The sequence below is a fragment of the Luteimonas terrae genome (assembly GCF_004358165.1).
Lineage (GTDB): Bacteria > Pseudomonadota > Gammaproteobacteria > Xanthomonadales > Xanthomonadaceae > Luteimonas > Luteimonas terrae.
On record NZ_SMTG01000002.1, the window covers coordinates 176,679 to 202,489 of the forward strand.

Annotated in this window: 24 protein-coding genes and 1 tRNA gene; 14 read left to right on the plus strand and 11 right to left on the minus strand. The window is 69.4% G+C overall.

Annotated features, from left to right (window positions below; all coding sequences use genetic code 11):
- Nucleotides 1–267: 267 nt before the first annotated feature.
- The 6 genes from E2F49_RS00935 to E2F49_RS00960 all read right to left on the minus strand — a co-directional run bounded on the left by E2F49_RS00935 (nt 268) and on the right by E2F49_RS00960 (nt 5,994).
- On the minus strand, nt 268–1,557 hold the full coding sequence (locus E2F49_RS00935) for a nucleotide sugar dehydrogenase (protein ID WP_133392237.1): 1,290 nt from the start codon (nt 1,555–1,557) through the stop codon (nt 268–270).
- Nucleotides 1,558–1,606: 49 nt separating this feature from the next.
- A complete protein-coding gene (locus tag E2F49_RS00940) occupies nt 1,607–2,452 on the minus strand; it encodes an alpha/beta hydrolase family protein (protein WP_243713352.1) in 846 nt (281 codons plus the stop codon).
- A complete protein-coding gene (thiD, locus tag E2F49_RS00945; RefSeq protein ID WP_133392238.1) occupies nt 2,449–3,264 on the minus strand; it encodes a bifunctional hydroxymethylpyrimidine kinase/phosphomethylpyrimidine kinase in 816 nt (271 codons plus the stop codon). Before thiD ends, E2F49_RS00940 begins: the two co-directional genes overlap by 4 nt.
- A gap of 71 nt (nt 3,265–3,335) precedes the next feature.
- Entirely contained in the window at nt 3,336–4,736 is a 1,401-nt protein-coding gene (locus E2F49_RS00950) for a PhoH family protein (RefSeq protein WP_055249763.1), read from the minus strand.
- A 124-nt stretch (nt 4,737–4,860) separates the two neighbouring features.
- Nucleotides 4,861–5,343 (minus strand): peroxiredoxin, encoded by a 483-nt coding sequence (locus E2F49_RS00955; RefSeq protein WP_055247136.1) that lies wholly within the window; start codon nt 5,341–5,343, stop codon nt 4,861–4,863.
- 84 nt (nt 5,344–5,427) lie between these two features.
- Nucleotides 5,428–5,994, minus strand: a complete 567-nt coding sequence (locus tag E2F49_RS00960; RefSeq protein WP_055247138.1) for a glycine cleavage system transcriptional repressor — start codon at nt 5,992–5,994, stop codon at nt 5,428–5,430.
- Nucleotides 5,995–6,212: 218 nt separating this feature from the next.
- Here E2F49_RS00960 and dapA point away from each other — a divergent pair, with 218 nt between their 5' ends.
- A complete protein-coding gene (gene dapA, locus E2F49_RS00965; protein ID WP_133392239.1) occupies nt 6,213–7,115 on the plus strand; it encodes a 4-hydroxy-tetrahydrodipicolinate synthase in 903 nt (300 codons plus the stop codon).
- Nucleotides 7,116–7,134: 19 nt separating this feature from the next.
- Nucleotides 7,135–7,647: a hypothetical protein gene (locus tag E2F49_RS00970; RefSeq protein ID WP_133392240.1), complete on the plus strand. Its 513-nt coding sequence runs from the start codon at nt 7,135–7,137 to the stop codon at nt 7,645–7,647.
- Nucleotides 7,648–7,746: 99 nt separating this feature from the next.
- Here the strand turns inward: E2F49_RS00970 and fdxA are convergent, their stop codons facing one another.
- Both fdxA and E2F49_RS00980 read right to left on the minus strand, forming a co-directional pair.
- Nucleotides 7,747–8,070 carry a ferredoxin FdxA gene (fdxA, locus tag E2F49_RS00975; RefSeq protein WP_055247143.1) on the minus strand — a complete coding sequence of 108 codons (324 nt, stop codon included), beginning with the start codon at nt 8,068–8,070 and terminating at the stop codon, nt 7,747–7,749.
- 580 nt (nt 8,071–8,650) lie between these two features.
- Nucleotides 8,651–8,726: transfer RNA gene (locus E2F49_RS00980), tRNA-Glu, on the minus strand.
- A gap of 125 nt (nt 8,727–8,851) precedes the next feature.
- Between E2F49_RS00980 and pcnB the strand changes: the two genes are divergently transcribed.
- The 6 genes from pcnB to pgi all read left to right on the plus strand — a co-directional run bounded on the left by pcnB (nt 8,852) and on the right by pgi (nt 14,457).
- On the plus strand, nt 8,852–10,189 hold the full coding sequence (pcnB, locus tag E2F49_RS00985; RefSeq protein WP_133392241.1) for a polynucleotide adenylyltransferase PcnB: 1,338 nt from the start codon (nt 8,852–8,854) through the stop codon (nt 10,187–10,189).
- 28 nt (nt 10,190–10,217) lie between these two features.
- Nucleotides 10,218–10,712 (plus strand): 2-amino-4-hydroxy-6-hydroxymethyldihydropteridine diphosphokinase, encoded by a 495-nt coding sequence (gene folK, locus E2F49_RS00990; protein WP_133392242.1) that lies wholly within the window; start codon nt 10,218–10,220, stop codon nt 10,710–10,712.
- A gap of 4 nt (nt 10,713–10,716) precedes the next feature.
- Nucleotides 10,717–11,532, plus strand: a complete 816-nt coding sequence (gene panB, locus E2F49_RS00995; protein ID WP_133392243.1) for a 3-methyl-2-oxobutanoate hydroxymethyltransferase — start codon at nt 10,717–10,719, stop codon at nt 11,530–11,532.
- A 34-nt stretch (nt 11,533–11,566) separates the two neighbouring features.
- On the plus strand, nt 11,567–12,433 hold the full coding sequence (gene panC, locus E2F49_RS01000; RefSeq protein WP_133392244.1) for a pantoate--beta-alanine ligase: 867 nt from the start codon (nt 11,567–11,569) through the stop codon (nt 12,431–12,433).
- A 114-nt stretch (nt 12,434–12,547) separates the two neighbouring features.
- Nucleotides 12,548–12,928: an aspartate 1-decarboxylase gene (panD, locus tag E2F49_RS01005; protein ID WP_055247148.1), complete on the plus strand. Its 381-nt coding sequence runs from the start codon at nt 12,548–12,550 to the stop codon at nt 12,926–12,928.
- Nucleotides 12,928–14,457, plus strand: coding sequence for a glucose-6-phosphate isomerase (pgi, locus tag E2F49_RS01010; RefSeq protein WP_133392245.1), 1,530 nt, complete (start codon nt 12,928–12,930; stop codon nt 14,455–14,457). The genes panD and pgi overlap by 1 nt, the downstream gene beginning before the upstream one ends.
- Nucleotides 14,458–14,643: 186 nt before the next feature.
- On the opposite strand, the gene queG is transcribed toward pgi, so the two are convergent.
- Nucleotides 14,644–15,645, minus strand: coding sequence for a tRNA epoxyqueuosine(34) reductase QueG (queG, locus tag E2F49_RS01015; RefSeq protein ID WP_243713520.1), 1,002 nt, complete (start codon nt 15,643–15,645; stop codon nt 14,644–14,646).
- Between the two features lie 110 nt (nt 15,646–15,755).
- Between queG and E2F49_RS01020 the strand changes: the two genes are divergently transcribed.
- The 6 genes from E2F49_RS01020 (at nt 15,756) to E2F49_RS01045 (ending at nt 23,235) form a co-directional block, all read left to right on the plus strand.
- A complete protein-coding gene (locus E2F49_RS01020; RefSeq protein ID WP_425481323.1) occupies nt 15,756–17,276 on the plus strand; it encodes an NAD(P)H-hydrate dehydratase in 1,521 nt (506 codons plus the stop codon).
- On the plus strand, nt 17,273–17,758 hold the full coding sequence (gene tsaE, locus E2F49_RS01025; protein ID WP_133392247.1) for a tRNA (adenosine(37)-N6)-threonylcarbamoyltransferase complex ATPase subunit type 1 TsaE: 486 nt from the start codon (nt 17,273–17,275) through the stop codon (nt 17,756–17,758). Before E2F49_RS01020 ends, tsaE begins: the two co-directional genes overlap by 4 nt.
- 75 nt (nt 17,759–17,833) lie before the next feature.
- Complete coding sequence (locus tag E2F49_RS01030) at nt 17,834–19,261, plus strand: N-acetylmuramoyl-L-alanine amidase (RefSeq protein ID WP_133392248.1); 1,428 nt, start codon at nt 17,834–17,836, stop codon at nt 19,259–19,261.
- Between the two features lie 80 nt (nt 19,262–19,341).
- On the plus strand, nt 19,342–21,171 hold the full coding sequence (gene mutL / locus E2F49_RS01035) for a DNA mismatch repair endonuclease MutL (RefSeq protein ID WP_133392249.1): 1,830 nt from the start codon (nt 19,342–19,344) through the stop codon (nt 21,169–21,171).
- 1 nt (nt 21,172) lies between these two features.
- Complete coding sequence (locus E2F49_RS01040) at nt 21,173–22,120, plus strand: DUF1684 domain-containing protein (protein ID WP_133392250.1); 948 nt, start codon at nt 21,173–21,175, stop codon at nt 22,118–22,120.
- A gap of 29 nt (nt 22,121–22,149) precedes the next feature.
- A complete protein-coding gene (locus tag E2F49_RS01045; RefSeq protein ID WP_133392251.1) occupies nt 22,150–23,235 on the plus strand; it encodes a TraB/GumN family protein in 1,086 nt (361 codons plus the stop codon).
- Between the two features lie 6 nt (nt 23,236–23,241).
- Here E2F49_RS01045 and rnfB read toward each other — a convergent pair whose 3' ends face one another.
- Together rnfB and metG are read right to left on the minus strand one after the other, a co-directional pair.
- Entirely contained in the window at nt 23,242–23,691 is a 450-nt protein-coding gene (gene rnfB, locus E2F49_RS01050; RefSeq protein WP_425481348.1) for an Rnf electron transport complex subunit RnfB, read from the minus strand.
- Nucleotides 23,691–25,763 carry a methionine--tRNA ligase gene (gene metG / locus E2F49_RS01055; protein ID WP_133392253.1) on the minus strand — a complete coding sequence of 691 codons (2,073 nt, stop codon included), beginning with the start codon at nt 25,761–25,763 and terminating at the stop codon, nt 23,691–23,693. Before metG ends, rnfB begins: the two co-directional genes overlap by 1 nt.
- Nucleotides 25,764–25,811: the final 48 nt, after the last annotated feature.

A 25,811-nucleotide genomic window follows, 5' to 3' on the forward strand; every position in this document is an offset into this window, starting at 1 on the left:
GAACAACAGATCAACCAGCGAGCGATCGCTGGTTTTTTTGTGTCCGCAGGTTTTGTGCAGGGGTGGAGCGCGCGCGTTGCCCGCCGCGAACACGCGTTCTGTCGGGCGCCGGCGGCACGCCGATGATCCTTGGATGGGAGCGCGCTCGCGCGCACGAAAGCCCCGTCGGAGATCTCGATCGCGCGCGTGGGATGCGAAGCTTGAGCGTTGGCGGTCGGAGGGACGCCGGCATGCCAGCGGCAACGACGCGCAGCGTCGCTGGACAGCTCAGAGTCGCGCGTCGACCGCGTCGGCCGGCAGGATCGCCTTGACGTCGAACAGCACCGCGCCCGGCTTGCCGAAGGCGCGCAGGCCATCGCCGCCGAGTTCGCGGAACTGCGTGTGCGCCACCGCCAGCACGACGGCGTCGTAAGTGCCCGCCTGCGGCGCGGCGATCGGTGCCAGACCGTACTCGTGCTGCGCGTAGGCCGGCGCAACCCAGGGATCGTGCACGTCGACTTCGATGCTGTAGCTCTGCAGCTCGCGCACGACGTCGATCACGCGCGTGTTGCGCAGGTCCGGACAGTTCTCCTTGAACGCCAGGCCCAGCACCAGAACGCGCGCACCGGCGGTCTGGATGCCGCGCTGCTGCATCAGTTTCACCACGCGCTGGGCGACGTGCAGGCCCATGCTGTCGTTGATGCGCCGACCGGCGAGGATGACCTCGGGGTGGTAGCCGATCTCCTGTGCCTTGTGCGTCAGGTAATACGGATCCACGCCGATGCAGTGCCCGCCGACGAGGCCGGGGCGGAACGGCAGGAAGTTCCATTTCGTCCCGGCCGCTTCGAGCACTTCGTGCGTGTCGATACCCAGCCGGTCGAAGATCAGCGCCAGCTCGTTGACCAGCGCGATGTTGACGTCGCGCTGGGTGTTCTCGATGACCTTGGCCGCTTCGGCCACGCGGATGCTCGACACGCGATGCGTGCCGGCCTCGACGATGTCGCGGTAGAGCGTGTCGACGAATTCCGCCGCCGCATCGCTGGACCCTGCGGTGACCTTGAGCGTGTTCTCGAGCCGATGCTGCTTGTCGCCCGGATTGATGCGTTCGGGGCTGTAGCCGACGTGGAAATCCTCGCGATAGCGCAGGCCCGACACCGCTTCGAGAATCGGCACGCAGATTTCTTCGGTGGCGCCCGGGTACACCGTCGATTCGAAGATCACCACGCCGCCGCGCTGCAGTGACGCACCGACGGCGCGGCTCGACGCTTCCAGCGCGGACAGGTCGGGACGCTTGTAGGCATCGACCGGCGTCGGCACGGTGACGATGTGCACGTTGCAACCCGCCAGATCGGCGGCCTCGGCGCTGTAGCGCAGGCGCGTCGCCGCACGCAGTTCGTCGGGGGACAGTTCGCGCGTGTGGTCGTCGCCGCGTTGCAGTCCCTCGACGCGGACCGCGTCGATGTCGAAGCCCAGCGTCTCATGCCGACGTCCGAACGCGACCGCCAGCGGCAGGCCGACGTATCCCAAACCGATGACGGCGATGCGGATCTCGTCGCGGGCGGGCAGCGGTGCGGTCATGCGGACAATGCTCGTGGGTCGATCGTCGCAGTGTAGCGGACGGTCGCGGTCAGCCCCGGACCTCGGCGAGCCACGACGCGATCGCATCGGGCTGTCGCATCCACGCGAAATGGTCGGCTGCGACGCCCAGACGATCTGCCGAGAACACCTCGACCGATGCGTCGCGGCTGCGCAGCTTCGACAGCAGGAAGCGCAGCGAGGACGGCGGGCCGAGCCAGTCGTCTTCGAGGCAGGCAGCGCGTACCGGCACTTCGATCGCCGCCATCGCCGCATCGAGGTCGGACTCGATGCCGGCGGCGGCATAGCGCCCACGCAAACCGCTGCGCGTCCAGTCGGCGATCACGCCGCGCGACTCGTTGCCGGCGAAGCCGAGCCGACGCCCGGGCAACACGCCGCGTGCGCGCGCCAGCCAGGCCATGAAGCGGTACAGCGGCGGCAGTGTGTAACGCACGCGCGATGGAAATGCCCGCCAGTACGGGGCACCACTGGCGACCAGCCACAGCGCATCGGCAGCGTCCGGGCGCAGCGCGAGATGGCAACAGGCGAGCTGGCCGCCGAGGCTGTGCCCGCCGATGACGCGCGGCGTGCCGGGGGCGATCGCATCGAGGGCGGCCTCGCTGCGCGCGATGTCCGCCAGCAGTTCGCGGTAGCCCCAATCCTGCCTACGGCCGGCCCGCAAACTGCTCGAGCCGATGCCGCGCCACTCATGCAGCGCCACCGCGATGCCGTGGCCGGCGAGCGCCTCGGCGAACGGCAGGTAGTGCTTCGCCGGCACGCCCATCGCCGGCAGCCACAGCAGTCGGCGGGTTGGCACCTCGGGCAAACGCGCGATCAGTTCGAAGCGATGGCCGTCGCCGGTCTCGATGGACTCGATGCGCGCCGCCGTTCGGCTCACGATGCCAGCGGCCCGAGATGGCCGAGCACGCTCACCTCGCTGCGGCCGGGGCGATAGGCATCACGCATCGCGCGATGCACGTAGGCGATGCCGGCGCGGCACGCCGCTGCGGCGTCGTCGCCCAGTGCCAGTCGCGCGGCGATCGCCGACGACAGCGTGCAGCCGGTGCCGTGGCCGTCGATGTCGAGCCGCGGCGCGCGGTGTGCGAACTGCGCATCGGCGTCGGCATAGCGGTCGACGACCTCGTCGCCTTCGTCGAGATGACCACCCTTGAGCAGTACGCCATGCGCACCGAGTGCACGCAGCGCGGCGAGTGCGTCTTCCGCATCGGCGCCTGCCGAAATGTCGCGACCCAGCAACAGCTCGGCTTCGGGCAGGTTCGGCGTCAGCACATGCGCGCGCGGAATCATGCGCGTGCGCAACGCGCCGAGCGCGTCGTCGTCGAGCAGCTTGGCGCCCGAGGTCGCGATCATCACCGGATCCAGCACCACCGGAATGTCCGGATGCAGCGCCAGCGCGTCGGCCACCGCCTCGACGATCTCCGCCGTCGCCAGCATGCCGATCTTGACGCTGCGCACATCGAAGTCGTCGAAGCAGGCATCGATCTGCGCGCGCAGGAATGCGATGGGTGGCGCGTGCACTGCGGTGACACCACGCGTGTGCTGCGCGGTCAGTGCGGCGAGCGCGGACAGGCCGTGCACGCCGTGCGCGGCGAACGTCTTGAGATCGGCCTGGATACCGGCGCCACCACCGGAATCGGAGCCGGCGATCGTGAGGACGGAGCGGGGACGGGGCGCGGCGACTTGGGTCATCCGCGCATTGTGCTACAGCCGGGAAGGCAAGGCAGACGGCCGGTCGCAGCACGCGACGGGTCGCCCGTGGCTTACAGCACCTCGGACGCGAAGTCCGCCAGGCGCGAACGCTCGCCGCGACGCAGGGTGACGTGGGCGCTGTGCGCCCAGTTCTTGAAGCGGTCGACCGCGTAGGTCAGGCCCGAGGTCGTCTCGGTGAGATAGGGCGTGTCGATCTGCTCGACATTGCCCAGACACACGATCTTCGTGCCTGGGCCGGCGCGGGTGACCAGTGTCTTCATCTGCTTCGGCGTGAGGTTCTGCGCCTCGTCGAGGATCAGATAGCGCGACAGGAAAGTGCGCCCGCGCATGAAGTTCATCGAGCGGATCTTGATGCGCGAGGCCAGCAGGTCGTTGGTCGCCGCGCGGCCCCAGCTGCCGCCGTCCTGGTTGTGCGTGAGCACTTCGAGGTTGTCGGTCAGCGCGCCCATCCATGGGGTCATCTTTTCCTCTTCGGTGCCGGGCAGGAAGCCGATGTCCTCGCCGACGCTGACCGTCGCGCGGGTCATGATGATCTCGCGGTAGCGCTGCTGGTCCATCGTCTGCGCCAGGCCCGCGGCAAGCGCGAGCAGCGTCTTGCCGGTGCCGGCCGTGCCGAGCAGGGTGACGAAATCGACCTCGGGGTCCATCAGCGCATTGAGCGCGAAATTCTGTTCGCGGTTGCGCGCGTTGATGCCCCACACGGCGTGCTGCGTGTGGCGGAAGTCGTCGACGATCTGCAGCGTCGCGCGTCCGTCTTCCACCTTCGTCACGCGGAATTCGGATTCCTCGTCGCCGGGCAGGTACAGGAACTGGTTGGCGTACCAGTCGTCGTCCTCGGAGACCGCCAGCTCGTAGTAGGTGCGGCCCTTGTCGGTCCACGAGCGCAGATCCTTGCCGTGGACCGACCAGAAGTCGGCGGGCAGGGCGGTGGCGCCGGTGTAGAGCAGGCTGAAATCGTCGAGCGCGCGATCGTTCTCGTAATCCTCGTTGGGAATGCCGGCGATCGCCGCCTTGATGCGGAGATTGATGTCCTTGGAGACGAACACGACCGGGTAGTCGGGCTCGCTGCGGACCAGGTCGAGAATCGCGCCGAGAATGCGGTTGTCGGGTGCGACGGCGCCGAACGAGGTCGGATCCTCGCTGGGCGTGGTGGTCTGGAAACGCAGCTTGCCGGCACTCTGCGCACCGCGCAGCTGCAGGCCGTTGGGGCGCACCAGCGGCAGGCCCGAGGCGATGTGGTCGCTGCCGGCCGCCTCGATCAGCTCGTTGATGAAGCGGCTGACCTGGCGTGCGTTGCGGCTGGCCTCGCTGGTGCCTTTCTTGCCGTTGTCGAGCTCCTCGATCACCTGCATCGGCAGGTAGACATCGTGCTCCTCGAACTTGAACAGCGCGGTGGGATCGTGCATCAGCACGTTGGTGTCGAGAACGTAGACGCGCTTGCCTTGGGTCATCATCGTCAGTCGGCGTTCCGTGTTGGTGAGGGATGACGGAGGTGGAGCTCAGCTGTCGCACACGCGCGGTCGCGCCGCCGTGACCCGATGACCGGGGCGGCGACGGAACGGTCTGGAACGCGGGTCACTGCGGCTGCGCAGCCTGCAGTGCGTCGAGCACGGCCTGGGCATGGCCCGGCACGCGGAGCTTGCGCCACTCGGCCGCGATGCGGCCCTCGGGATCGATCAGGAACGTGCTGCGCTCGATGCCCAGCACCGTGCGGCCGTACATGTTCTTCTCGCGGATCACGTCGAAGGCCTTGCACAGCGCCTCGTCGCCGTCGCTCACCAGCGGGAACGCGAATCCCTGGCGGGCGCAGAAGTTGTCGTGCGACTTCACCGAGTCGCGCGAGACACCGAGCACGTCGGCGCCGAGCGCCTGGAACTGCGGCAGCAGCGCGTTGAAGTCCAGGCCCTCGGTCGTGCAACCGGGCGTGGAATCCTTGGGGTAGAAGTAGAGGACGAGCCAGCGTCCGGCGTAGTCGGCCAGCGTGGCCGTCGCGCCCCCCGACAGCGCCAGCGGCAGCGTCAGGGTGGCCTTGGTGAGCTTCTTGCGGGTTCCGCTCATGCTGCGAACGGGGGTTCCTGTGCGACTGACGACATCACAATGCGCGCGCCGTATGTCTTTCGCAAGCGCCGGCGCGCATCGGAATCAGAACTTCATCGGATCCATGATCGCGTCGAGGTTCAGGTGGTCGCAGAACTCGAGGAAATCGTCGCGCAGCGCGGCGATGTGCATGTTCGAGGGAATGCCGATGGTGATCTGCGCCGAGAACATGTCCGCACCGGTCTGCATCGCACGGTAGCGCGAGGAGTGCAGGCTTTCGATGGTGATGCCCTGGCGGTCGAAGAAGTCGGCCAGCTGGAACAGGATGCCGGCCTTGTCGGCCGCGACCACTTCCACCACGTACGGCAGCAGGTTCGACTGCACGGGCTTGGGCCCGGTGCGGTACCAGACCAGCTTGAGGTCTTCCTCGCGTTCCAGGCGCGCCAGCATCGCCTCGAGCTTGGCCACCGCATCCCACGGGCCGTTGGCCAGCGCGGTCACCGAGACGTCGCGGCCTACCGTGGACAGACGCGTGTCGACGAGATTGCAGCCGCTGTCGGCAATGCGACGCGACACCGACAGCAACGGCGAGGCCGGATGCGTGGTGTACGCGTTGATCAGCAGGTAATTCTCGTTCGGCGAAGGCCGGGCTGCGGTATCGGAATCGGTCAAGGGGGCGTCCGCGGCGGGAAGGCATGTCGACCGCGAGGGTCGATGGCGACTGTGAGGATGAACGCAGTCCGGACGGGGCCGGATGCGGCGGCCAGCATACTTGCCCGCGCTTCGTGGCCGCAAGTAACATCGGCCAGCTTTTCCGGGCCAAACCCGCGTGTTTCCCGGCGCCTCCGCTTCTTCCGCGGCCCTGTGTGGCCGCCCATCGGACCCTCATCTTGCGACTCTCAGGCAGCATCACCGCTCTCGCCACGCCCTTCGATACCACCGGTGCGCTCGATCGCGCGGCGTGGAAACGGCTGGTCGAGTCGCAGATCGCCGCCGGCACCCAGGGTCTGGTCGTGGCCGGGTCGACCGGTGAAGCGGCGACGCTGGAAGACGATGAATACGAATGGCTGGTGACCTCGGCAGTGGCCATTGCCGCCGGGCGCGTGCCCGTGCTCGCGGGCACCGGCATGTCGGCGACGTCGAAGACGATCGCCGCCACGCGACGCCTGGCCGAACTGGGCGCCGACGCGGCGCTGGTCGTGGTGCCGCCGTACGTGCGGCCGACGCAGGCCGGCCTGGTCGCGCACTATCGCGCGGTCGCCGATGCGTGCGAACTGCCGATCGTGCTCTACAACGTGCCCGGCCGCACCGGGACCGACATGCAGGCCGAGACCGTCGCCGCACTCGCGACGCACCCGCGCATCGTCGGCATCAAGGAAGCGCATGACGGTGTCGAACGCATGCAGGCGTTGCTGGCGCTGAAGAGTGACGCCTTCGCCGTGCTCAGCGGTGACGACCCGACTGCGGCGCGGGCGATGCTCGCCGGCGCCGACGGCGTGATCTCGGTGGTCTCCAATCTCGTGCCCGGCGCGTTCCGTCAGCTGTGCGATCTCGCACGCGGCGGCAAGGCGGATGCAGCCCACGCGCTTGATGCGCGCCTGCAGCCGCTGCACCGCTTCAGTGGCATCGAACCCAACCCCATTCCCGTCAAGGCGGTGCTGGCCAGGCAGGGCTTCGGCCATGGCCTGCGTCTGCCTCTGACGACACTGGCCGAGGCGAACAGCGCCCAGGCCGACGATGCGGCGCGTCTTGCGGCGGACCTCGAAACGTCCAGCCGTGCGCGCGCCGCCTGATTTCCCCAGGAGATTCTTGATGCGTCCGACCCGTTCCTCCATGCGCTATCTCGCCATCGCCGCACTCGCGGTCGCGGTCGTGGGCACCAGTGGCTGCCGCTGGTTCAAGAAGGACAACGCGCTGTACGCGCAGAGCCCGGAAACCCGTCCGCTGGAAGTGCCGCCGGATCTCGACCGTCCGACCACCGCCGGCGCGATGGCGCTGCCGGAAGCCGGCACGTCGGTGACCCGTTCGGGCACCGCGCCGGTCGCCACCGATTCGAACGTGTCCTTCGCCGCCACCGGTGAGCGCGAGGCGGTGTTCAACCGGGTCGGTGAGGCGCTGGCCGGCATGGAAGGCGTGACCGTCAACAGCCGTTCGCAGGTGCTCGGCACCTACGACGTGAGCTACGCCGGCGCCCAGTTCCTGGTGCGCGTGGCGGCGGCGCAGGGTGGCGTGGCGGTGTCGGCGGTGGATCCGCGTGGCGTCGCGGCGACCGGCGATGCGCCGACCCGCCTGATCGCATCGCTGCGCGCGGCGATCACGCAGTAGGTGTTCGACCGGTCCGGTTGCGCCGGACCCTCGACATGAAAACGGGCGCCTCGGCGCCCGTTTTCGTTGCCGCTGCGATCGCGTGGATCGCGCGTGGACTCAGCGCTCCAGCAGCGGCAGCTTGTCGGTCTTGCCTTCCCAGTCCTTGGCGTCGGGCAGGGCGTCCTTGCGGGTCGTGATGACCGGCCACGCCTTCGCCAGTTCCGCATTGAGCGCGACGAAGGCCTCTTGGCCGGCCGGCACGTCGTCCTCGGGATAGATCGCGTTGATCGGGCACTCGGGCTCGCACAGGGTGCAGTCGATGCACTCGTCCGGATCGATGACGAGGAAGTTCGGCCCTTCGTGGAAGCAGTCCACCGGGCAGACTTCGACGCAGTCGGTGTACTTGCACTTGATGCAGTTTTCGGTGACGACGAAAGGCATGGATTCGGATCGGGTGGGGCGACGGCGGGCTGCAGTTTAAGGCAGCGCCTCGATCACGGTGCGAAGGGTTCGCATTTGCGGGTTGTGCTTGTCAGATGGGCGGAGCGCGTTGCAAGGCGAGTCGTGCTGGTCACGGCGTCATGCATTGCCTTCGAGGGCGCGAGGGCCTGCCGGGTGGCCGGGTGGCAGTCGCCTTTTCCCTCGGTCAGGGCCGCTTCGCGGTCCGGCCAGCGCAGCGCGCCGGGCGCTCGCACGGTCGCGCGGCGATGCCACGCGAGCCGTCCGCGCTCACCCGCCCTCACTCGGGCGCGCGCCATCCCTGGCGCGCTCTGCGCGACCACCACCCGGAGTTCCCCGCTGCGAACTTCTCGATTCCGATTTCGTTTGTCGGGCGGGCGTGGGCACGTCCGGAGGCGTGCGGTCATAGTCCTCCCCCGTAAGGCGGGGGAGGGTTGGGTGGGGGCAAGGCGTCAGGCGCATGGAACACGGGGCCGGGCGAAAACCTCGGCCCGTGGACAGGACTTTTGGTCGGCCACAAAGCAGAAAGCCCACGCCTTCCGGCATGGGCTTTCGCTGAAAATGGCGCTCCCTACGGGATTCGAACCCGTGTTTTAGCCTTGAGAGGGCCACGTCCTGGGCCTCTAGACGAAGGGAGCTGGAAGTTGCCGCAAGCGGCACCGGTTGGACGACCGGCCTGCAAAGCGTCGGGGACGTGTGCAGCTTGCTAGTATAGCAGGCTTGCTGGCGCCGCAACGGCCGCCGGAGAAAAATTTCCGTCTTGATGCACAACGATTCCGCTCCCGTTCCAACTCCCGTTTCCGCCGGCCTGCGGAGCATTCCGCGCGACCAGCACAGCATCTCGCGGCGGCAGATCAGCCAGAACGCGTTGCGCGTGCTGTATCGCCTGCACGAGGCCGGCCACGAGGCGTATCTCGTCGGCGGCGCGGTGCGCGACGTGCTGGTCGGGCTGACGCCCAAGGACTTCGACGTCGCCACCGACGCTACGCCCGAGCAGGTCAAGGCGCTGTTCCGCAACTGCCGCCTGATCGGCCGCCGGTTCCGCCTGGCGCATGTGGTGTTCGGCCGCGAGATCATCGAGGTCGCGACCTTCCGCGCCAATGTCGACGACGGCAGTGGCGACCGCGAGGTCCACGACGGCGGCCGCCTGCTGCGCGACAACGTCTACGGCACGATCGAGGACGACGCGGTCCGCCGCGACTTCACCGCCAACGCGCTGTATTACGCGATCGCCGATTTCTCGGTGCGCGACTACGTCGGCGGCTTCGAGGACGTGCAGAACCGGGTGATGCGCCTGATCGGCGATCCCGACACGCGCTATCGCGAGGATCCGGTACGCATGCTGCGCGCGGTGCGCCTGGCGGCCAAGCTCGACTTCGCGATCGAGCCCGGTACCGCCGAGCCGATCCCACGCCTGGCGCACCTGCTGTCGGAAGCTGCGCCCGCGCGCCTGTTCGAGGAGTGCCTGAAGCTGTTCCTGTCGGGCCATGCGGTCGCCAGTTTCGAAGGGCTCGAGCGCCATGGCCTGCTGTCGGCGCTGTTTCCCGAGTCGGCCGCCGCGCTGGCCAGCAATCGCAGTGGCGCGCTGCGCGCGATGGTCGTCGCGGGACTCGCATCGACCGATGCGCGTGTCGCCGCGGGTGAGCCGGTGTCGCCGGCATTCCTGTTCGCGACCCTGCTGTGGCCGGCGTTCTGCCGCGTCTGGATGAAGCTGCAGGCCGAGGGCGTGCAGCCGGTCGAGGCGCAGCGCCGCGCGGCCGATCGCGTCACCCTGCACCAGGTCACGACCGTCGCGCTGCCGCGCCGCTTCTCGCTGCCGATGCAGGAGATCTGGCTGCTGCAGGCGCGCTTCCCGCTGCGCCAGCGCAAGCGCGTCACGCGCACCCTGTCGCATCCGCGCTTCCGCGCCGCGTTCGATTTCCTCGTGCTGCGCCAGAACGCCTCGAATGCGCACGCGGCCGACGTCGCGTTCTGGGAAGAAGCCCAGCGCGATCCCGACAACGCGATCGCCCTGTACCCCGGCGAACACGAGGACGGCGATGACGAGCGCGCACCGCGTCGCCGTCGCCGCCGCCGTCGCACCCAGTCGAGCGCCGGCTGATGACGCCCGCGCGCACCGGAGCACAGGCATGAGCGTGCGCGCGTACATCGGCCTCGGCGGCAACCTCGGCGACGTGCCGCAGGTGCTGCGCGAGGCCGCGGAGCGACTTGCGGTACTGCCGCACACCACCGGCATGCGCCTGTCGTCGCTGTATTGCACGCCGGCCTGGGGCCGTACCGACCAGCCGGATTTCGTCAACGCGGTCGCGGTGCTCGACACCACGCTGGCCCCGATGGATCTGCTCGACGCACTGCTGGGCATCGAACTGGGATTCGGCCGTCGGCGTACCGACGATGCGGGCGACCATTGGGGCCCGCGCACGCTGGACCTCGACCTGCTGCTGTACGGCGACGCGGTGATCACGCTGCCGGGACTGACCGTTCCGCATCCGCGCCTGCACCAGCGCGCATTCGCGCTCGTGCCGCTGCTGGAACTGGATGCAGACATCGTCATTCCCAGGCGCGGCGCTGCGTCGGATGCGCTCGCGGCCGTGGATCGCGCCGGCATCGAAGCGCTAGGCTAGTGCGATGACGAATTCTTCTTCCGCGCCGGTCACCGTGCCCGCGCTGTTCGAGGCCCGCGCCGCCGGTCGCAAGCTCGCGATGCTGACCGCATACGACGCCGGTTTCGCCCGCACCTTCGACGCCGCTGGCGTGGATCTGCTGCTGATCGGCGATTCGCTGGGCATGGTCGTGCAGGGCCACGGGTCCACCTTGCCGGTGACGGTCGACGACATCGCGTATCACACCGCCTGCGTCGCCCGCGCGGTGCGTCGCGCGCTGATCGTCGCCGACCTGCCGTTCCAGGCCGACGCGACGCCCGAGCGTGCGCTCGACGCGTCGACACGCCTGCTGCAGGCCGGTGCCGGCATGGTGAAGCTCGAAGGCGCGACGGCCAACAAGCTCCAAGTCACGCGTTTCCTCGTCGAGCGCGAGATTCCGGTCTGCGCGCACCTCGGCCTGACGCCGCAGTCGGTGCTGCGCTTCGGCGGCTTCAAGGTGCAGGGCCGCGGCGACGCCGCCGCGCAGGCCCTGCGCGACGAAGCGCTGGCGATCGCCGATGCCGGCGCTGCGCTGATTGTGCTCGAAGGCGTGCCGGCCGCGCTGGCCGCCGCGATCACCGCGGCATCGCCGGTGCCGACGATCGGCATCGGCGCAGGCGCAGGCTGCGACGGCCAGGTGCTGGTGCTGCACGACATGCTGGGCCTGGACAGCGGCCATCGCCGACCGAAGTTCGTCCGTGATTTCCTCGTCGAAGGCGGCTCGGTCGCCGGCGCCGCGCGCGCCTACGTCGATGCGGTGCGCGACGGCAGTTTCCCCGGCCCGGAACATTCCTACAGCTGAGCGTACGCGCCGGCTGCACTGCACGAAGTCCCCGATGATCGAGACCGTCGACACCCTGCCTGCGCTGCGTGCGCGGATTACCGAGTGGAAGCGCGCAGGCCTGCGCATCGGCCTGGTGCCGACGATGGGCAACCTGCATGCGGGCCACTTCTCGCTGGTCGAGGCGGTGCGAAAGCGCGTGGACCGCGTCGTTGCCAGCGTATTCGTCAATCCGACCCAGTTCGGGCCGAACGAGGATTTCGCGCGCTACCCGCGCACGCCCGACGCGGACACGCGCGGACTCGAAGCCGCCGGCTGCGATCTGCTGTGGATGCCGTCGGTCGAGGCGATGTACCCGCTGGGTCTGCACAACACGGTGACCGTGCGCGTGCCGGGCATCACCGAAGTGCTCGACGGTGCGCATCGCCCTGGCCATTTCGACGGCGTCGCCACGGTGGTGTCGCGGCTGTTCAACCAGGTGCAGCCGGATGTCGCCGCGTTCGGCCGCAAGGACTATCAGCAGCTGGCGGTGATCGCGCATCTGGTCGCCGACCTCGCATTCCCGGTCGAACTGTTGCCGGTCGAGATCGCACGCGATGCCGACGGGCTGGCGCTGAGCTCGCGCAACCAGTATCTCGATGCCGAAGCGCGCGCCCGCGCCCCGGCACTGAGCGCGGCATTGCGGGCCCTGCGCGATGCGATGCAGCAGGGCGTGCCGGCGGCCGATGCGGCCGACGGCGCCATCGCCGCGCTGCGCGAGACCGGGTTCGATGTCGACTACGTCGAAGTCCGCGCCCCGGACCTTGCGCCGTTCGTCGAGGGGCAGTCGGCCGCCGTCGTGCTCGCCGCAGCGCGCCTGGGTGCGACGCGGCTGATCGACAACCTCGAATTCAGGCTCGACGCGACGCCGACGGCGCGCTGAATCCCGTCGAGCCACGCTCCGGCGCGATGTTGCGATGCGGCAGGGCGCCCCTATACTTCGCGGTTCCTGCGGGTTTCCCGCTTTGTCCGATGCCGTGATCCGGCCGTGCCTGCCATGCAACTCACCCTGCTGAAAGCCAAGATCCACCGCGCCTCCGTCACCCACGCCGAGCTGCACTACGAAGGCTCGTGCGCGATCGACGGCCGCCTGCTCGACCTGTCGGGCATCCGCGAGTACGAGCGCATCGAGATCTACAACATCAACAACGGCGAGCGCTTCGCGACCTACGCGATCCGCGCCGAAGTGGGCAGCGGCATCATCTCGGTCAACGGTGCGGCCGCGCACAAGGCCGGCGTGGGCGATCTGGTCATCATCTGCGCCTACGGCGCGCTGGACGAGGCCGAAGTGGCCAAGTTCAAGCCCAAGCTGGTGTACGTGGACCGCGACAACCGCATGACCCACACCAACGAATCCATCCCGGCGCAGGCTGCCTGATGACGACGGCGGCGCGGCGGATCGAAAGTACGCTGGCGCCGCACGCGCGTCGCCTCGATTCGGCGCGCATCGCCGACCTCGTCGCTGCGGACGCCACGCGTCCGCAGGATTTCGCACTGCGCATCGGCGGGCTCTACGCCAGCTTCGCGCGCCAGCGGCTCGACCGTGATGCGCGTGACGCGCTGGTCGCGCTCGGCGATTCGGCCGCGTTGCCGCAGGCGTTCCGCGCGCTGTTCGATGGCGCGACCGTCAACACCTCCGAGAACCGTCCGGCGCTGCACGTCGCGTTGCGTTCGGCGTTGTCGCAGACCGCGATCGCGCGTGACGCGCATGCGCAGGCGGCCGAAGCACGCGTGCGCATGGCCGAACTGGTCGCGCAGCTCGAGGCGTCCGACGTCACCGACATCGTCAACGTCGGCATCGGCGGTTCGGATCTCGGTCCGCGCCTGGTCGTCGACGCGTTGAAGGATTTCGGCACCGGTCGTTTCCGTGTGCACTTCCTGACCAACGTCGACGGCAGCGATGCGCAGCACCGTCTGGCGAAGCTCGATCCGGCAAAGACCGCCGCGATCCTCGTCTCCAAGACCTTCGGCACGCAGGAAACCCTGCTCAACGGCGCCGTCGTGCGCGACTGGCTCGGCGGCAGCGAACGTCTGTACGCGGTCAGCGCCAACGTGCCGCGCGCCGAGGCCTTCGGCGTCGCGCCCGAGCGCGTACTGCCGATGTGGGACTGGGTCGGTGGGCGATATTCGCTGTGGTCGGCGGTCGGGTTCTCGATCGCACTCGCGGTCGGGATGGACGGATTCGAGGCACTGCTCGCCGGCGCCGCCGAGATGGACGCGCATGCACTGCAGGCCCCGGTCGGCGAGAACATTGCGCTGCTGCATGCCCTGGCAGGCGTGTGGAACCGCAACGCGCTGGGTCTGGCCACGCACGCCGTGCTGCCCTACGACGAGCGCCTCGCGCTGCTGCCGGCGTATCTGCAGCAGCTGGTGATGGAGAGCCTCGGCAAATCGGTCACGCCCGAGGGCGAGCCCGTCGGCCTCGACACCGTACCGGTGCTGTGGGGCGGGCCGGGTACCAACTCGCAGCACAGCTTCTTCCAGGCGCTGCACCAGGGCGCGCAGACCGTGCCGGCCGATTTCATCGGCGTGGTGAATCCCGCGCATCCGCACGCCGACAACCACGCCGCGCTGCTGTCGAACCTGCTCGCGCAGACCGAAGCGCTGGCCAACGGCTATTCGGCCGAAGACCCGCAGAAGTCGTATCCGGGCAACCGTCCGTCGACGCTGCTGCTGCTCGACCGTCTCGATCCGCGCAGCCTCGGCGCGCTGATCGCGCTCTACGAGCACAGTGTTTACGCGCAGTCGGTGCTCTGGGGCATCAACGCCTTCGACCAGTGGGGCGTCGAACTGGGCAAGCGCATCGCCGGCGAGCTGTTGCCGGCGGTGCAGGGCGACGGCGTCGACGTTGCCGATCCGGTCACGCGCGCCGTGCTCGACGAGATCCGCGCGCGCCGCGGACGCTGATCGAACGTGGAGCCCTCCCCCGCGTGCGGGGGAGGGTTGGGTGGGGGCGATGTGTCCGATGGCGGCATCACCGGCATTCGTGAGAATGCGGCCGGGCAATCGCGCTCGATGCATTGCATCCGGAGCTTCGGGTTTGCCCCATCCCGGCCTTCCCCCGCAAGCGGGGGAAGGAGCGGCTTCTCCGCGCTACGCGACGCCGTGGAGCCCCAGCGCCCATTCCACATGCTCGTCGACCAGCGCATCGCCGCTGTGCCGGCGCGCGCGCAGGGCGGCAATGGTCTCCGGTGTGCCCGGCGCATTGCCCAGCGCGACCGCGAGATTGCGCAGCCAGCGGCGATGTCCGCTGCGGCGGATCGGCGAGCCTTCGGTACGCGACAGGAACTCGTCCTCGTCCCAGGCGAAGAGGTCGGCCAGCGACGCGGTGTCGAGGTCGTTGCGCGCGCGGAAATCCGGCTCGTCGGTACGCTTGGCGAACTTGTTCCACGGACAGACCAGCTGGCAGTCGTCGCAGCCGAAGATGCGGTTGCCGATCAGCGGGCGCAGCGAGGCGTCGATCGCGCCTTCGTGCTCGATCGTCAGATACGCGATGCAGCGGCGCGCATCGAGCCGGTGCGGCGCGACGATCGCGCGCGTCGGGCAGACGTCGATGCAACGCACGCAGGTGCCGCAGTGGGCGGTCGCCGGCGGGTCGATCGGCAGCGCCACGTCGACGTAGATCTCGCCGAGGAAGAACCACGACCCCCCGTTCCTGTCGATCAGGCAGGTGTGCTTGCCGATCCAGCCCAGGCCCGCATCGCGTGCGAGCGCGCGTTCGAGCACCGGTGCCGAGTCGACGAACACGCGATGTCCGAACGGCCCGATCTCCCCGGCGATGCGGTGCGCGAACTTCTGCAACCGGTTGCGCATCAGCTTGTGATAGTCGCGGCCCAGCGCATAGCGAGCCACGTAGGCGCGGCTGCCGTCGGCGAGCGTGTCCCAGGCGCTGTCGTCGTCGTTGCGGCCGTAGTCGAGCCCCACCGAGATGACGCGCACCGTGCCCGGCAGCAGTTCCGCCGGCCGCGCACGCATGTCGCCGTGACGGGCCATCCAGTCCATGGTCCCGTACAGCCCTTCGGCCAACCAGTCGCGCAGATGCGCTTCGTCTTCGCGCAGATCGATGCCCGCGATGCCGCAGCGCTGGAACCCCATCTCGCCCGCGATCGCCTTGATGCGCGCGGCGAGGGCGGCGGGTGCCGCATCGGCGGAAACGGCGGTGGCGACGGACGGCTTCACGATGCGCGAAGTATAGAATCCGCGCGATGAGTGAACCCTGTGCCATGGCCCTGCCGGGTGACCCGCTGTACGACACGGCCGCGCTGCGGGCGATCGAAGCGTCGGCGCTCGCCGGTCAGGCCGATCCCGCAATCCTGATGCAGCGCGCAGGGCGCGCCGGTTGGCAGATGGCACGCCGCTGTTGGCCGGATGCACGCCGCATCGCGGTCGTCTGCGGGCCCGGCAACAACGGGGGCGATGGTTACGTACTGGCCTTGCAGGCGCTGCAGGCTGGAATGGACGTGCGTGTCGTACGACTCGAGTCGCAGGCGCCGCGGACGGAGGCGGCGCAGGCAATGTGCGCTGCATTTGAAACCGCCGGCGGTCGCATCGTGCATTTCGACGGCGCATTGCCGGCCGCGGATCTCGTCATCGACGCGCTGTTCGGCATCGGTCTGTCGCGCGCGCCGGATGACGCAACCACGGCGTTGATCGAGGCGATCAGTGGCCATGGCGCGCCCGTCCTGGCACTCGACACGCCCAGCGGACTGTCGGCCGATCGCGGCAGCGTGGCCGGTGCCGCGGTGGTCGCCACCCGCACACTGCAGTTCCTCGCGCCGCAGCTCGGATTGCGCACCGGCGATGGCCCCGACCACGCCGGTGCGTTGTCGCTGGACACGCTCGGCATCGCCCGGACGTGCGTCACGGATGCGCGACCCGCCGCGCGTCGCGTGGACACGCACGATCTCGCGCACTGGCTGAAGCCGCGCCGCCGCAACGCGCACAAGGGCCGACACGGCCGCGTGCTGTGCATCGGCGGCGATCACAGCACGGGCGGTGCCGTGCTGCTCGCGGCAGGTGCCGCCCTGCGCGCGGGTGCCGGACTGGTCGAGGTGGCCACGCAAGGCGCGCACGTCGCGCCGCTGCTCGCGCGCTGGCCCGAGGCGATGGTCCGTCGTACCGACAACGTCTCGGCGCTGGCAGGCGCGTTCGAAGCCGCCGACGTCGTCGCGCTGGGCCCGGGCCTGGGGCGGGGCGCCTGGGGTCACACCCTGTTCGAAGAGACCCTCGATGCGGCGACTGCGAACGATCGGCCGCTGGTGCTCGATGCCGACGCGCTGAACCTGCTCGCCGCGCGGCCGCGCACCTTGCCTGCAGGCGTCGTCCTGACACCGCATCCGGGCGAAGCCGCGCGCCTGCTCGGTGTGGACACCGCCGACATCCAGCGCGACCGCCCTGCCGCGGTGCGTGCACTGGCCGCACGCTGGAACGCGGTGGTCGTGCTCAAGGGCGCCGGCAGTCTGGTCTGTGCGCCCGGCGGCGTGCCGTGGCTGATCGATGCGGGCAATCCCGGCATGGCGACCGGCGGCATGGGCGACGTGCTGACCGGCATCATCGCCGCACTGCGCGCGCAGGGTCACGGCGCGGAAGACGCGGCGGTCTGCGCCGCCCTGCTGCATGCAGTGGCGGGCGACCGCGCGGCCGCGCAGGGCGGCGAACGCGGCCTGCTGCCGGGCGATCTCATCGACATCCTGCGCGCCTGCGCGAATCCCGGAGCACACGCATGAGCCGCTGGCATCTTCCCGACGAGGCCGCGACACAACTGCTGGCCCAGGTGCTCGCCGCGCATCAGCCGAACGGCGCGGTGGTGCACCTGCTGGGCGATCTGGGCGCGGGCAAGTCCACGCTCGCGCGCGCATGGCTGCGCGCGCTCGGCGTGACCGGCACGGTCCGCAGCCCGACCTACACGCTCGTCGAGCGGTATCCCGTCGACGGTGGCGAGGCGCTGCACCTCGATCTCTACCGGATCGGCGATGCCGGCGAACTCGATTTCCTCGGCCTCGACGACATCGCCGCGGCGCTGTGGCTGGTCGAATGGCCCGAACGTGGCGCGGGCGCACTGCCGGCGCCGCACCTGCAGATCGCGCTGGCGATCGACGGTATCGGGCGTTCGGCGGCGCTGGTCGCCGGGGGCGCCATCGGTGCGGACTGGCTGGCCGCGGTGGAAAGCGATCCGCGTTTGTCATCGCTTCCTGAACCGAAACCATAGGAAAGGCGCGCAGGCCCCGGATTCGTAAGGAAAAACGGCTTGCATTGTTCCGGGTGCGGTGATTGACTTGTCGCCATGCGCATCCGGGGGATCAACCTGTCTCAGGCCGTGCTGGCGATCGCCCTGGTCGCCGCGCTGTGCTGGAATTTCGCCTACGGCGCAGAGCTGCGCGGGGTGGATGTCCGCGCCGGCGCCACCGGCACCCGCGCCGAGCTCAAGCTCGACACGCGCGCCGAATACACCCTCATTTCGCTCGCCAATCCCGCCCGGCTGGTCGTCGATTTCCCCGGCACGCGTCTGCGTGGCGGGGCGCTGCCGGCCGGCGGCGGTGTCATCACCGCGGTGCGCAGCGGTCAGCCGGTCGCCGGCACCACCCGCATCGTGTTCGACCTCGCCTCGTCGGTGAAGGCCATGCCGCCGCGGATCGAGGACGGTCCCGACGGCGCGACGCTGGTCATCGAGTGGCCCGGCGATGCAGCCGGCGATCCGATCGCACGGATCGCCGCGGGCAATACCGCAGGCGCATCGGCCGCGGCGCCGACCGCACCGCTACCCAATCCCGCCGTCGCGTCCAACGATGCGACTTCGCGCCTGATTTCGAGCATGGGCACTGCCCCGACGTCGCCGACACCGCCGGTCGCCGCGCCGGACGCGCAGGCGTCGACGCCTGCACCGACGCCGGTCGCGCCGCCGCCCGCGCAGCGCGAAGTCACGCCCGCGCAGCAGGTGCCCATGCCGGCCGCGATCGGGCCGGGCATGCGTCCGCTGGTGATCGCCATCGACCCCGGCCACGGTGGCCGAGATCCCGGTGCGATCGGGCCAGCCGGCACGCACGAGAAGAACGTCGTCCTGGCGATCGCCCGCGAGCTGGCGCGCCAGATCAATGCCACGCCGGGCATGCGCGCGCATCTGGTGCGTGAGAACGACAGTTTCATCGAGCTGCCGCAGCGTGCGCTGCGCGCGCGGCGCGCCAAGGCCGACATGTTCGTCTCGATCCACGCCGACGCGGCGCACAACCGGGCGGCCTACGGCTCGTCGGTCTACACGCTGTCCACGCGCGGCGCATCCTCGCAGCAGGCGCGCTGGCTGGCGGACCGCGAGAACAGCGCCGACCTGGTCGGCGGTGTGTCGCTGTCGCGCGACACGCTGTCGAACGTGCTGCTGGAAATGGCCCAGAGCGGCCACATGCGCGCCTCGCAGGACGCGGCCACGCACGTGCTGGCCGGCCTGCGCCACGTGGGCAAGACGCACAAGTCGAACGTCGAGTACGCGAACTTCTCGGTGCTGCGCAACGCCGACATGCCCGCGATGCTGGTCGAAACCGGCTTCATCTCCAATCCCGAGGAAGAGCGCCGTCTGCTCGATCCGGCGCACCAGCGGCGTCTGGCGACCGCGGTGCTCAACGGCATCAACACGTACTTCACCGCGCAGCCGCCGCCGGGCACGCTGTATGCCGCGCGCGCGGCCGCCTCGGCGGCCAACGGTTCGGGCGGCAGCCCCTGACACCACCGGCCAGGCTTCATGCGAGCCGGTATCATCAGCACTGATTCCTGCCGCGACGCGCCCGCGTCGCCGATGCCCACGTGCCGATCCGCCAGCTGCCCGACATCCTCGTCAACCAGATCGCCGCCGGCGAGGTGGTCGAACGGCCCGCGTCCGTGGTCAAGGAACTCGTCGAGAACGCGCTCGACGCCGGCGCGCTGCGCGTCGACATCGATCTGGAAGAGGGTGGCGTCCGCCTGATCCGCATCCGCGACGACGGCAGCGGTATTCCGCCGGAAGAACTGCCGCTCGCGGTTTCCCGGCATGCCACCAGCAAGATCGGCTCGCTCGATGACCTGGAAGCCGTCGCCACGCTCGGCTTCCGCGGCGAAGCCTTGCCGTCGATCGCATCGGTGAGCCGGTTCTCGCTGGCCTCGCGCCGCGAGGACGATGCGCACGGCTCGGTGCTGGATGTGGATGGCGGGCGCGTCGGTATCGTCGCGCCCAAGCCGCACCCGCGTGGCACGACCGTCGAAGTGCGCGACCTGTTCTACAACGTGCCGGCGCGACGCAAGTTCCTGCGCGCCGAGCGCACCGAGCTCGGCCACATCGAGGAATGGCTGCGCGCGCTGGCGCTGGTGCGACCGGACGTCGAGCTGCGCGTCAGTCACAACGGCAAGCCGTCGCGGCGCTACAAGGGCGACGAGGATCTGTTCTCCGGCGCGCGTCTGGTCGAAACCCTGGGCCGCGAGTTCGCCGATGCCGCGCTGCGCGTCGAACATGCTGCCGCAGGTCTGCGTCTGCACGGCTGGATCGCGAAACCGTCGTACTCGCGCGCCAGCGCCGACCAGCAGTATCTCTACGTCAACGGTCGCGCGGTGCGTGACCGCAGTGTGGCGCATGCGGTGAAGCAGGCCTTCGCCGATGTGATGTATCACGGTCGTCAGCCGGCCTATGTGCTGTTCCTCGAACTCGACCCGACCCGCGTCGACGTCAACGTGCACCCGGCCAAGCACGAAGTGCGATTCCGCGATGCGCGCCTGATCCACGATTTCGTCTATCGCACGCTGCACGAGGCGCTGGCCGATACACGCGCCGGGCAGGCGGGCGAACTCGCGGCTGCGTCGCCGTCGGATGCATTCACCGCATCGCCGGCGTCGCCGTCGATGCCGGCCTGGTCGCGATCGATGCCGCAGCCGCATCTGGCCTTGCGCGTCGACGAGGCGCGCGCGGGCTATGCCGCGTTGTACGGCGCGCCGCCGGCGCAGGCTGCCGGGCACCACGACGCCTTCGCGCCGCCGCCGATGTCGCCGCCGGATGCGGCCGTGGACGATGCCGGCGCGCTGGTGCCACCGCTCGGGTATGCGGTCGCGCAATTGCACGGCATCTACATCCTCAGCCAGGCCGCCGACGGCATGATCGTCGTCGACATGCACGCCGCGCACGAGCGCATCGGCTACGAGAAGCTCAAGACCGCGCACGATGGCGAGGGCGTGCGCACGCAGCCGCTGCTGGTGCCGCAGACCGTGGCGGTGTCCGAACGCGAGGCCGATGTGGCCGAGGCCGAATCGGCGACGCTCGCCGAACTCGGCTTCGAGGTCACGCGCACCGGGCCGCAGTCGCTGATGCTGCGCGGTGTTCCGGCGTTGCTCGCGCATGGCGACACCGAGGCGCTGCTGCGCGACGTGCTGGCCGACCTGCGTGAGCACGGCGAAAGCCTGCGCGTGCGTTCGGCGCGCGACGAACTGTTGTCGACGATGGCCTGCCATGGCGCGGTGCGCGCCAACCGGCGCCTGACGCTGCACGAGATGAACGCCCTGTTGCGCCAGATGGAGGCGACCGAACGCTCCGGCCAGTGCAATCATGGCCGTCCGACGTGGGCGCATTTTCCGCTCGCCGAGATCGACCGCTGGTTCCTGCGAGGACGCTGACATGCCGCATTGGCGCCACTGCTTGACGATCGGACTGGTGGCGCTGCTCGTCGCCTGCGGCGAGACCGCCGACAACGAGGATCCGTATGCACGTGCCGAGGCGGCAAGGCTCGACGCCGCATTCGCGGCGGAAACGCGCAGCTGGCAGGAGCAGCGACAGGCGCGACTGGTCGCCCCCGACGGCTGGACCAGCCTGATCGGACTGCATCGGATCGAACTCAAGTCGCACTTCATCGGCAGCGGCGCGCGCAGCGGCATCCGGTTGGCGATGGGCCCGGAGAAGCTCGGGCTGCTGCAGTCCGGCGACGGCGCGTACTGGTTCACGCCCGAGCGCGGCGTCGCCGTGACGCTTGACGGCCAGCCGGTGCGCGGCCGCGTGCGCCTGCGCAGCGATGCCGACACGACGCCCGGCACGCTCGGCTTCGACGACGGCAAGGGCGCGCTCTCGGTCATCGAGCGCGGTGGCAGCGCCTTCGTGCGTGCGCGGCATGAAGATGCGCCCTCGCGACTGCGTTTCGGTGGCATCGAGTACTGGCCTACCGCGCGCGACTGGCAGGTCGAGGCCACGTTCGCACCGGCCGCCGCGGGTGCGACGCTGCCGATCGCCAATATCCTGGGCATGGTCGAGGACACACCGACGCCGGGACAGGTGGCATTCGAGCGCGAAGGCACGCGCTACACGCTGGACGCACTCGACGGTGGCGACGGCACGCTGTTCCTGATCTTTGCCGACCGCACCAGCGGCCATGGCAGCTACAGCGCCGGCCGCTATCTCGATGCGCCCGCGCCGGGTGCCGACGGCCGACTGCGCCTCGACTTCAACCGCGCCTACAACCCGCCGTGCGCGTTCACCGCCTACGCGACCTGTCCGCTGCCGCCAGCCAACAACCGCCTCGATCTCGCCGTGCCGGCGGGCGAAAAGGCCTATCGCAAGCCGGCGATCGCATGACCCCGTTTCTCGACTAGGACCGCTTCCGCATGCGTCGACTCGTGTCGTTCCGTTTCCTTCGTACCGCCGTACTGATCACCGGTTTGTTCGCGGGCGGCGCCGTCCACGCCGACCCGCCGCTGGAAGCGCCCGCCACATTGACCTCGCCGGCGATCCTGCCCGCCGATGGCGCGCAGATCTCGCCGGCGATCGGCTACGGCGCGCTCGCGCCCGCCCCGGTGCCGCTGCTGTGGCGTGTCAGCGGCGAACATGGCGCGCTGTATCTGCTGGGCTCGTTCCATTTCCTCACGCCCGACGATTATCCGTTGTCGCAGGATGTGGCCGCCGTGGTCTCGGGTGCAGGCGAAGTGGTGTTCGAACTCGCGCCCGAAGAACTGCATTCGCCCACGCTCGGTCTGCAGATGATGCAGGCCGGTCTGCGGACCGACGGCAGCCGGCTCGACGACGAGTTGCCGCCGCAGACGGCGGAAGCGCTCCGCATCTGGGCGGCGGCGAATGCGGATGCGTTGAAGGCGGCGGGCGGCGCGTCGAGCCTGCAGTTGTTCGAACCGTGGTTCGTCTCGCTGATGGTGACCACGACCGAGCTCGGCCGTTACGGGTTGCAGGCACAGCTGGGCATGGATGCGCAGCTCGCGCGCCAGGCGCAGGCTGCCGCCACGCCGACCGCCGGCCTGGAGTCCGCGGCGCAGCAGATCGGATTCCTCGACGGCATGGGGCGTCTGGAACAGGCGGAGATGCTGCAGGACGCGCTCGACCAGGCCGGCGCCGGTCCCGATTCGATCCGCAAGCTGCACGACACCTGGCGCGCCGGCGACGCGGACCGCCTGTGGCAGGACATGGGCGTGGAGATGTCGGCGCGTTTCCCCGCGCTGTACGCGCGCATCAATACCGAACGCAACGATGCCTGGCTGCCCAAGCTCGAGCAGATGCTGCAGCAGCCGGGCGACATCCTCGTCGTCGTCGGTGCGCTGCACCTGATCGGACCGGACGGCGTGGTGGGCAAGCTGGCCGCGAAGGGATACACGGTGGAACGCGTGTGCTCGACCTGTGCGCCGACAGCCACGACGCCTGCGGGCACAGCAGTCCCGGCGGCCGAGCCGGCACCGGTCGACTGAGGCCGGCTAGGCGGCGACCATCTCGATGCAGTCCACCGGACATGCGGGCACGCACAGCTCGCAACCGGTGCAGGCGTCGACGAGCACGGTGTGCATCAGCTTCGAGCCGCCGACGATCGCATCGACCGGGCAGGCCTGGATGCACTTGGTGCAGCCGATGCAGTCGGCTTCGATGACGAACGCGACGGGAGGCACGTCATGGTGCGCGCCGCGCGTGCGGTCGAAGGGCAGCGCTGCAGTGTCGAGCGCGCGCGCGAGCATGCGGGCGCCCGCATCGCCTCCGGGCGGACAGCGATCGACGTCCGCGTCGCCCGACGCCATCGCCTCGGCATAAGGGCGGCATCCGGTGAAGCCGCACTGGCCGCATTGGGTCTGCGGCAGGAGGCGGTCGAGGCGTTCGACGAGCGGAGCTGGCATGCGTGTCGACGATGCGCGTATTGCGACAGAGCAGCGGATCAGCGCACCGGCATCCCCGGCTGCGCGGTGGCGTCGGCGTCGAGCAGCGCGAGCGCGCCGCCGTCGAAGCCGGCCGACAGGATCATGCCTTCGCTCAAACCGAAGCGCATCTTGCGCGGCGCGAGATTGGCGATGAACACGACGTTACGGCCGACGAGCTGTTCCGGCGCGCCGTAGCTGGCGCGGATGCCGGAGAAGATCTGGCGCATGCCGAGATCGCCGGCGTCGAGTTCGAAGCGCAGCAGCTTGTCCGAACCTTCGACGAAATCACAGGCGACGACCTTGCCGATGCGCAGGTCGAGCTTGGCGAAGTCGTCGATCGTGATGTGGGACGGCGCGTCGGAATCCGCCGTCTTCGCAGATGCCGCAGGCGCTGCCTCCACCGGCTTCTTTGCGGTGGCAGGGGCGGCCGGCGCAGCGGCGAGCGTGTCCTTGGAGGCGTCGGTCATGGCGTCGATCTGCTTGGAGTCGATTCGGGTGAAGAGCGGAGCGTACGGCTGGATGACGTGGCCGAGCAGCGGGGCGTCGAGCGCGGACCACGTCGGTGCCGGCGCGTCGAAGAAATCATCGACATCGCGCGCCACGCGCGGCAGCACCGGGCGCAAGGCGGTCGCCAGCACGCGGAACAGGTTCAGCCCCTGCGTGCAGACGGCCTGCAGTTCGGAATCGGCGCCGTCCTGCTTGGCGATCACCCATGGTTTGCGTTCGTCGATGTAGCGGTTGGCCTCGTCGGCCAGCGCCATCACCTGGCGCAGCACGCTGGCCGGTTCGTTGCGCGCATACGACTCGCGGATCGGTGCGAGTGCGTCGACGAAGCGCGCGTAGGTATCGGGCTCCGGCAATGCATCGGCGAGACGGCCCTCGAAGCGCTTGCCGATGAAGCCGGCGCAGCGGCTGGCGAGGTTCACCAGTTTGCCGACGACGTCGCTGTTCACGCGCGCGATGAAATCACCGAGGTTGAGATCGAGATCGTCGACGCCACCCGAGGATTTTGCCGCGAAGTAGTAGCGCAATGCCTCGGGATCCAGGCCCTGATCCAGATACGTGCGCGCCATGACGAAGGTGCCGCGCGACTTCGACATCTTCGCGCCGTCGACGGTCAGATAGCCGTTGACGTGCAGACGCGTCGGCGCGCGCAGGCCGGCACCGTGCAGCATCGCCGGCCAGAACAGGCCGTGGAAGTTGACGATGTCCTTGCCGATGAAGTGGTGCAGCTCCGCGCCGGTGTCGGGCGACAGCCAGGCATCGAAGTCGAGCCCTTCGCGCGCGCACAGCGCCTTGAAGCTGCTCAGGTATCCGATCGGCGCGTCGAGCCAGACGTAGAAGAACTTGCCCGGATGCCCGGGAATCTCGAAACCGAAGTAGGGCGCATCGCGCGAAATGTCCCATGCGCGCAGGCCGCCATCGCCATCGAGCCACTCGGCCAGCTTGGCCTTGACGCCGGACACGGCGACATCCCCGGCCAGCCACTCGCGCAGGAACGCTTCGAAGTGGCCGAGCTCGAAGAAAAAGTGCTCCGACTCGCGGACTTCCGGCGTCGCACCACTGACCACCGACACCGGATCGATCAGATCGCTCGGCGAATAGGTCGCGCCGCAGTGCTCGCAGTTGTCGCCGTACTGGTCCGGCGTGCCGCATTTCGGACAGGTGCCCTTGACGTAACGGTCGGGCAGGAACATGCCGCGCACCGGGTCGAACAGCTGCGCGACATCGCGACGCGCGATGTGCCCGCCCGCGTCGAGGCGCGCGTAGATGGTCTCGACCATCTCGCGGTTGCCCGGCGAATTGGTCGAGTCGTAATGATCGAAATCGACGCCGAACGCCGCGAAGTCGCGCTCGTGCCCGGCCTGGATGCCGGCGATGAAGTCTTCCGGCGTCGCGCCGGCCTTCTCGGCCGCCAGCATGATTGGCGTGCCGTGCGTATCGTCGGCGCAGACGAATCGCGCCGTGTCCCCGTCCATGCGCCGCGCCCGCACCCAGATGTCGGCCTGGATGTAGCCGACCAGATGGCCGAGATGCAGCGGCCCGTTGGCGTAGGGCAGGGCGGTGGTGACGAGCAGGGTGCGCGACATGGGGCGGGGCTTTGGAGCGGGCGGGGCGGGATTATCGCATGCGGTCCG

Coding starts and splice junctions, on each gene's coding strand:
- queG (WP_243713520.1), bottom strand. CDS start 15,645: ATGGGGTTCCAGCGCTGCGGCATCGCGGGCATCGATCTGCGCGAAGAC.
- folK (WP_133392242.1), top strand. CDS start 10,218: ATGAGCGTGCGCGCGTACATCGGCCTCGGCGGCAACCTCGGCGACGTG.
- pgi (WP_133392245.1), top strand. CDS start 12,928: ATGACGACGGCGGCGCGGCGGATCGAAAGTACGCTGGCGCCGCACGCG.
- E2F49_RS00955 (WP_055247136.1), bottom strand. CDS start 5,343: ATGAGCGGAACCCGCAAGAAGCTCACCAAGGCCACCCTGACGCTGCCG.
- E2F49_RS00935 (WP_133392237.1), bottom strand. CDS start 1,557: ATGACCGCACCGCTGCCCGCCCGCGACGAGATCCGCATCGCCGTCATC.
- panD (WP_055247148.1), top strand. CDS start 12,548: ATGCAACTCACCCTGCTGAAAGCCAAGATCCACCGCGCCTCCGTCACC.
- metG (WP_133392253.1), bottom strand. CDS start 25,763: ATGTCGCGCACCCTGCTCGTCACCACCGCCCTGCCCTACGCCAACGGG.
- E2F49_RS01040 (WP_133392250.1), top strand. CDS start 21,173: ATGCCGCATTGGCGCCACTGCTTGACGATCGGACTGGTGGCGCTGCTC.
- tsaE (WP_133392247.1), top strand. CDS start 17,273: ATGAGCCGCTGGCATCTTCCCGACGAGGCCGCGACACAACTGCTGGCC.
- E2F49_RS01045 (WP_133392251.1), top strand. CDS start 22,150: ATGCGTCGACTCGTGTCGTTCCGTTTCCTTCGTACCGCCGTACTGATC.
- E2F49_RS01020 (WP_425481323.1), top strand. CDS start 15,756: ATGAGTGAACCCTGTGCCATGGCCCTGCCGGGTGACCCGCTGTACGAC.
- fdxA (WP_055247143.1), bottom strand. CDS start 8,070: ATGCCTTTCGTCGTCACCGAAAACTGCATCAAGTGCAAGTACACCGAC.
- pcnB (WP_133392241.1), top strand. CDS start 8,852: ATGCACAACGATTCCGCTCCCGTTCCAACTCCCGTTTCCGCCGGCCTG.
- panB (WP_133392243.1), top strand. CDS start 10,717: ATGACGAATTCTTCTTCCGCGCCGGTCACCGTGCCCGCGCTGTTCGAG.
- E2F49_RS00950 (WP_055249763.1), bottom strand. CDS start 4,736: ATGACCCAAGGCAAGCGCGTCTACGTTCTCGACACCAACGTGCTGATG.
- panC (WP_133392244.1), top strand. CDS start 11,567: ATGATCGAGACCGTCGACACCCTGCCTGCGCTGCGTGCGCGGATTACC.
- E2F49_RS01030 (WP_133392248.1), top strand. CDS start 17,834: ATGCGCATCCGGGGGATCAACCTGTCTCAGGCCGTGCTGGCGATCGCC.
- E2F49_RS00970 (WP_133392240.1), top strand. CDS start 7,135: ATGCGTCCGACCCGTTCCTCCATGCGCTATCTCGCCATCGCCGCACTC.
- thiD (WP_133392238.1), bottom strand. CDS start 3,264: ATGACCCAAGTCGCCGCGCCCCGTCCCCGCTCCGTCCTCACGATCGCC.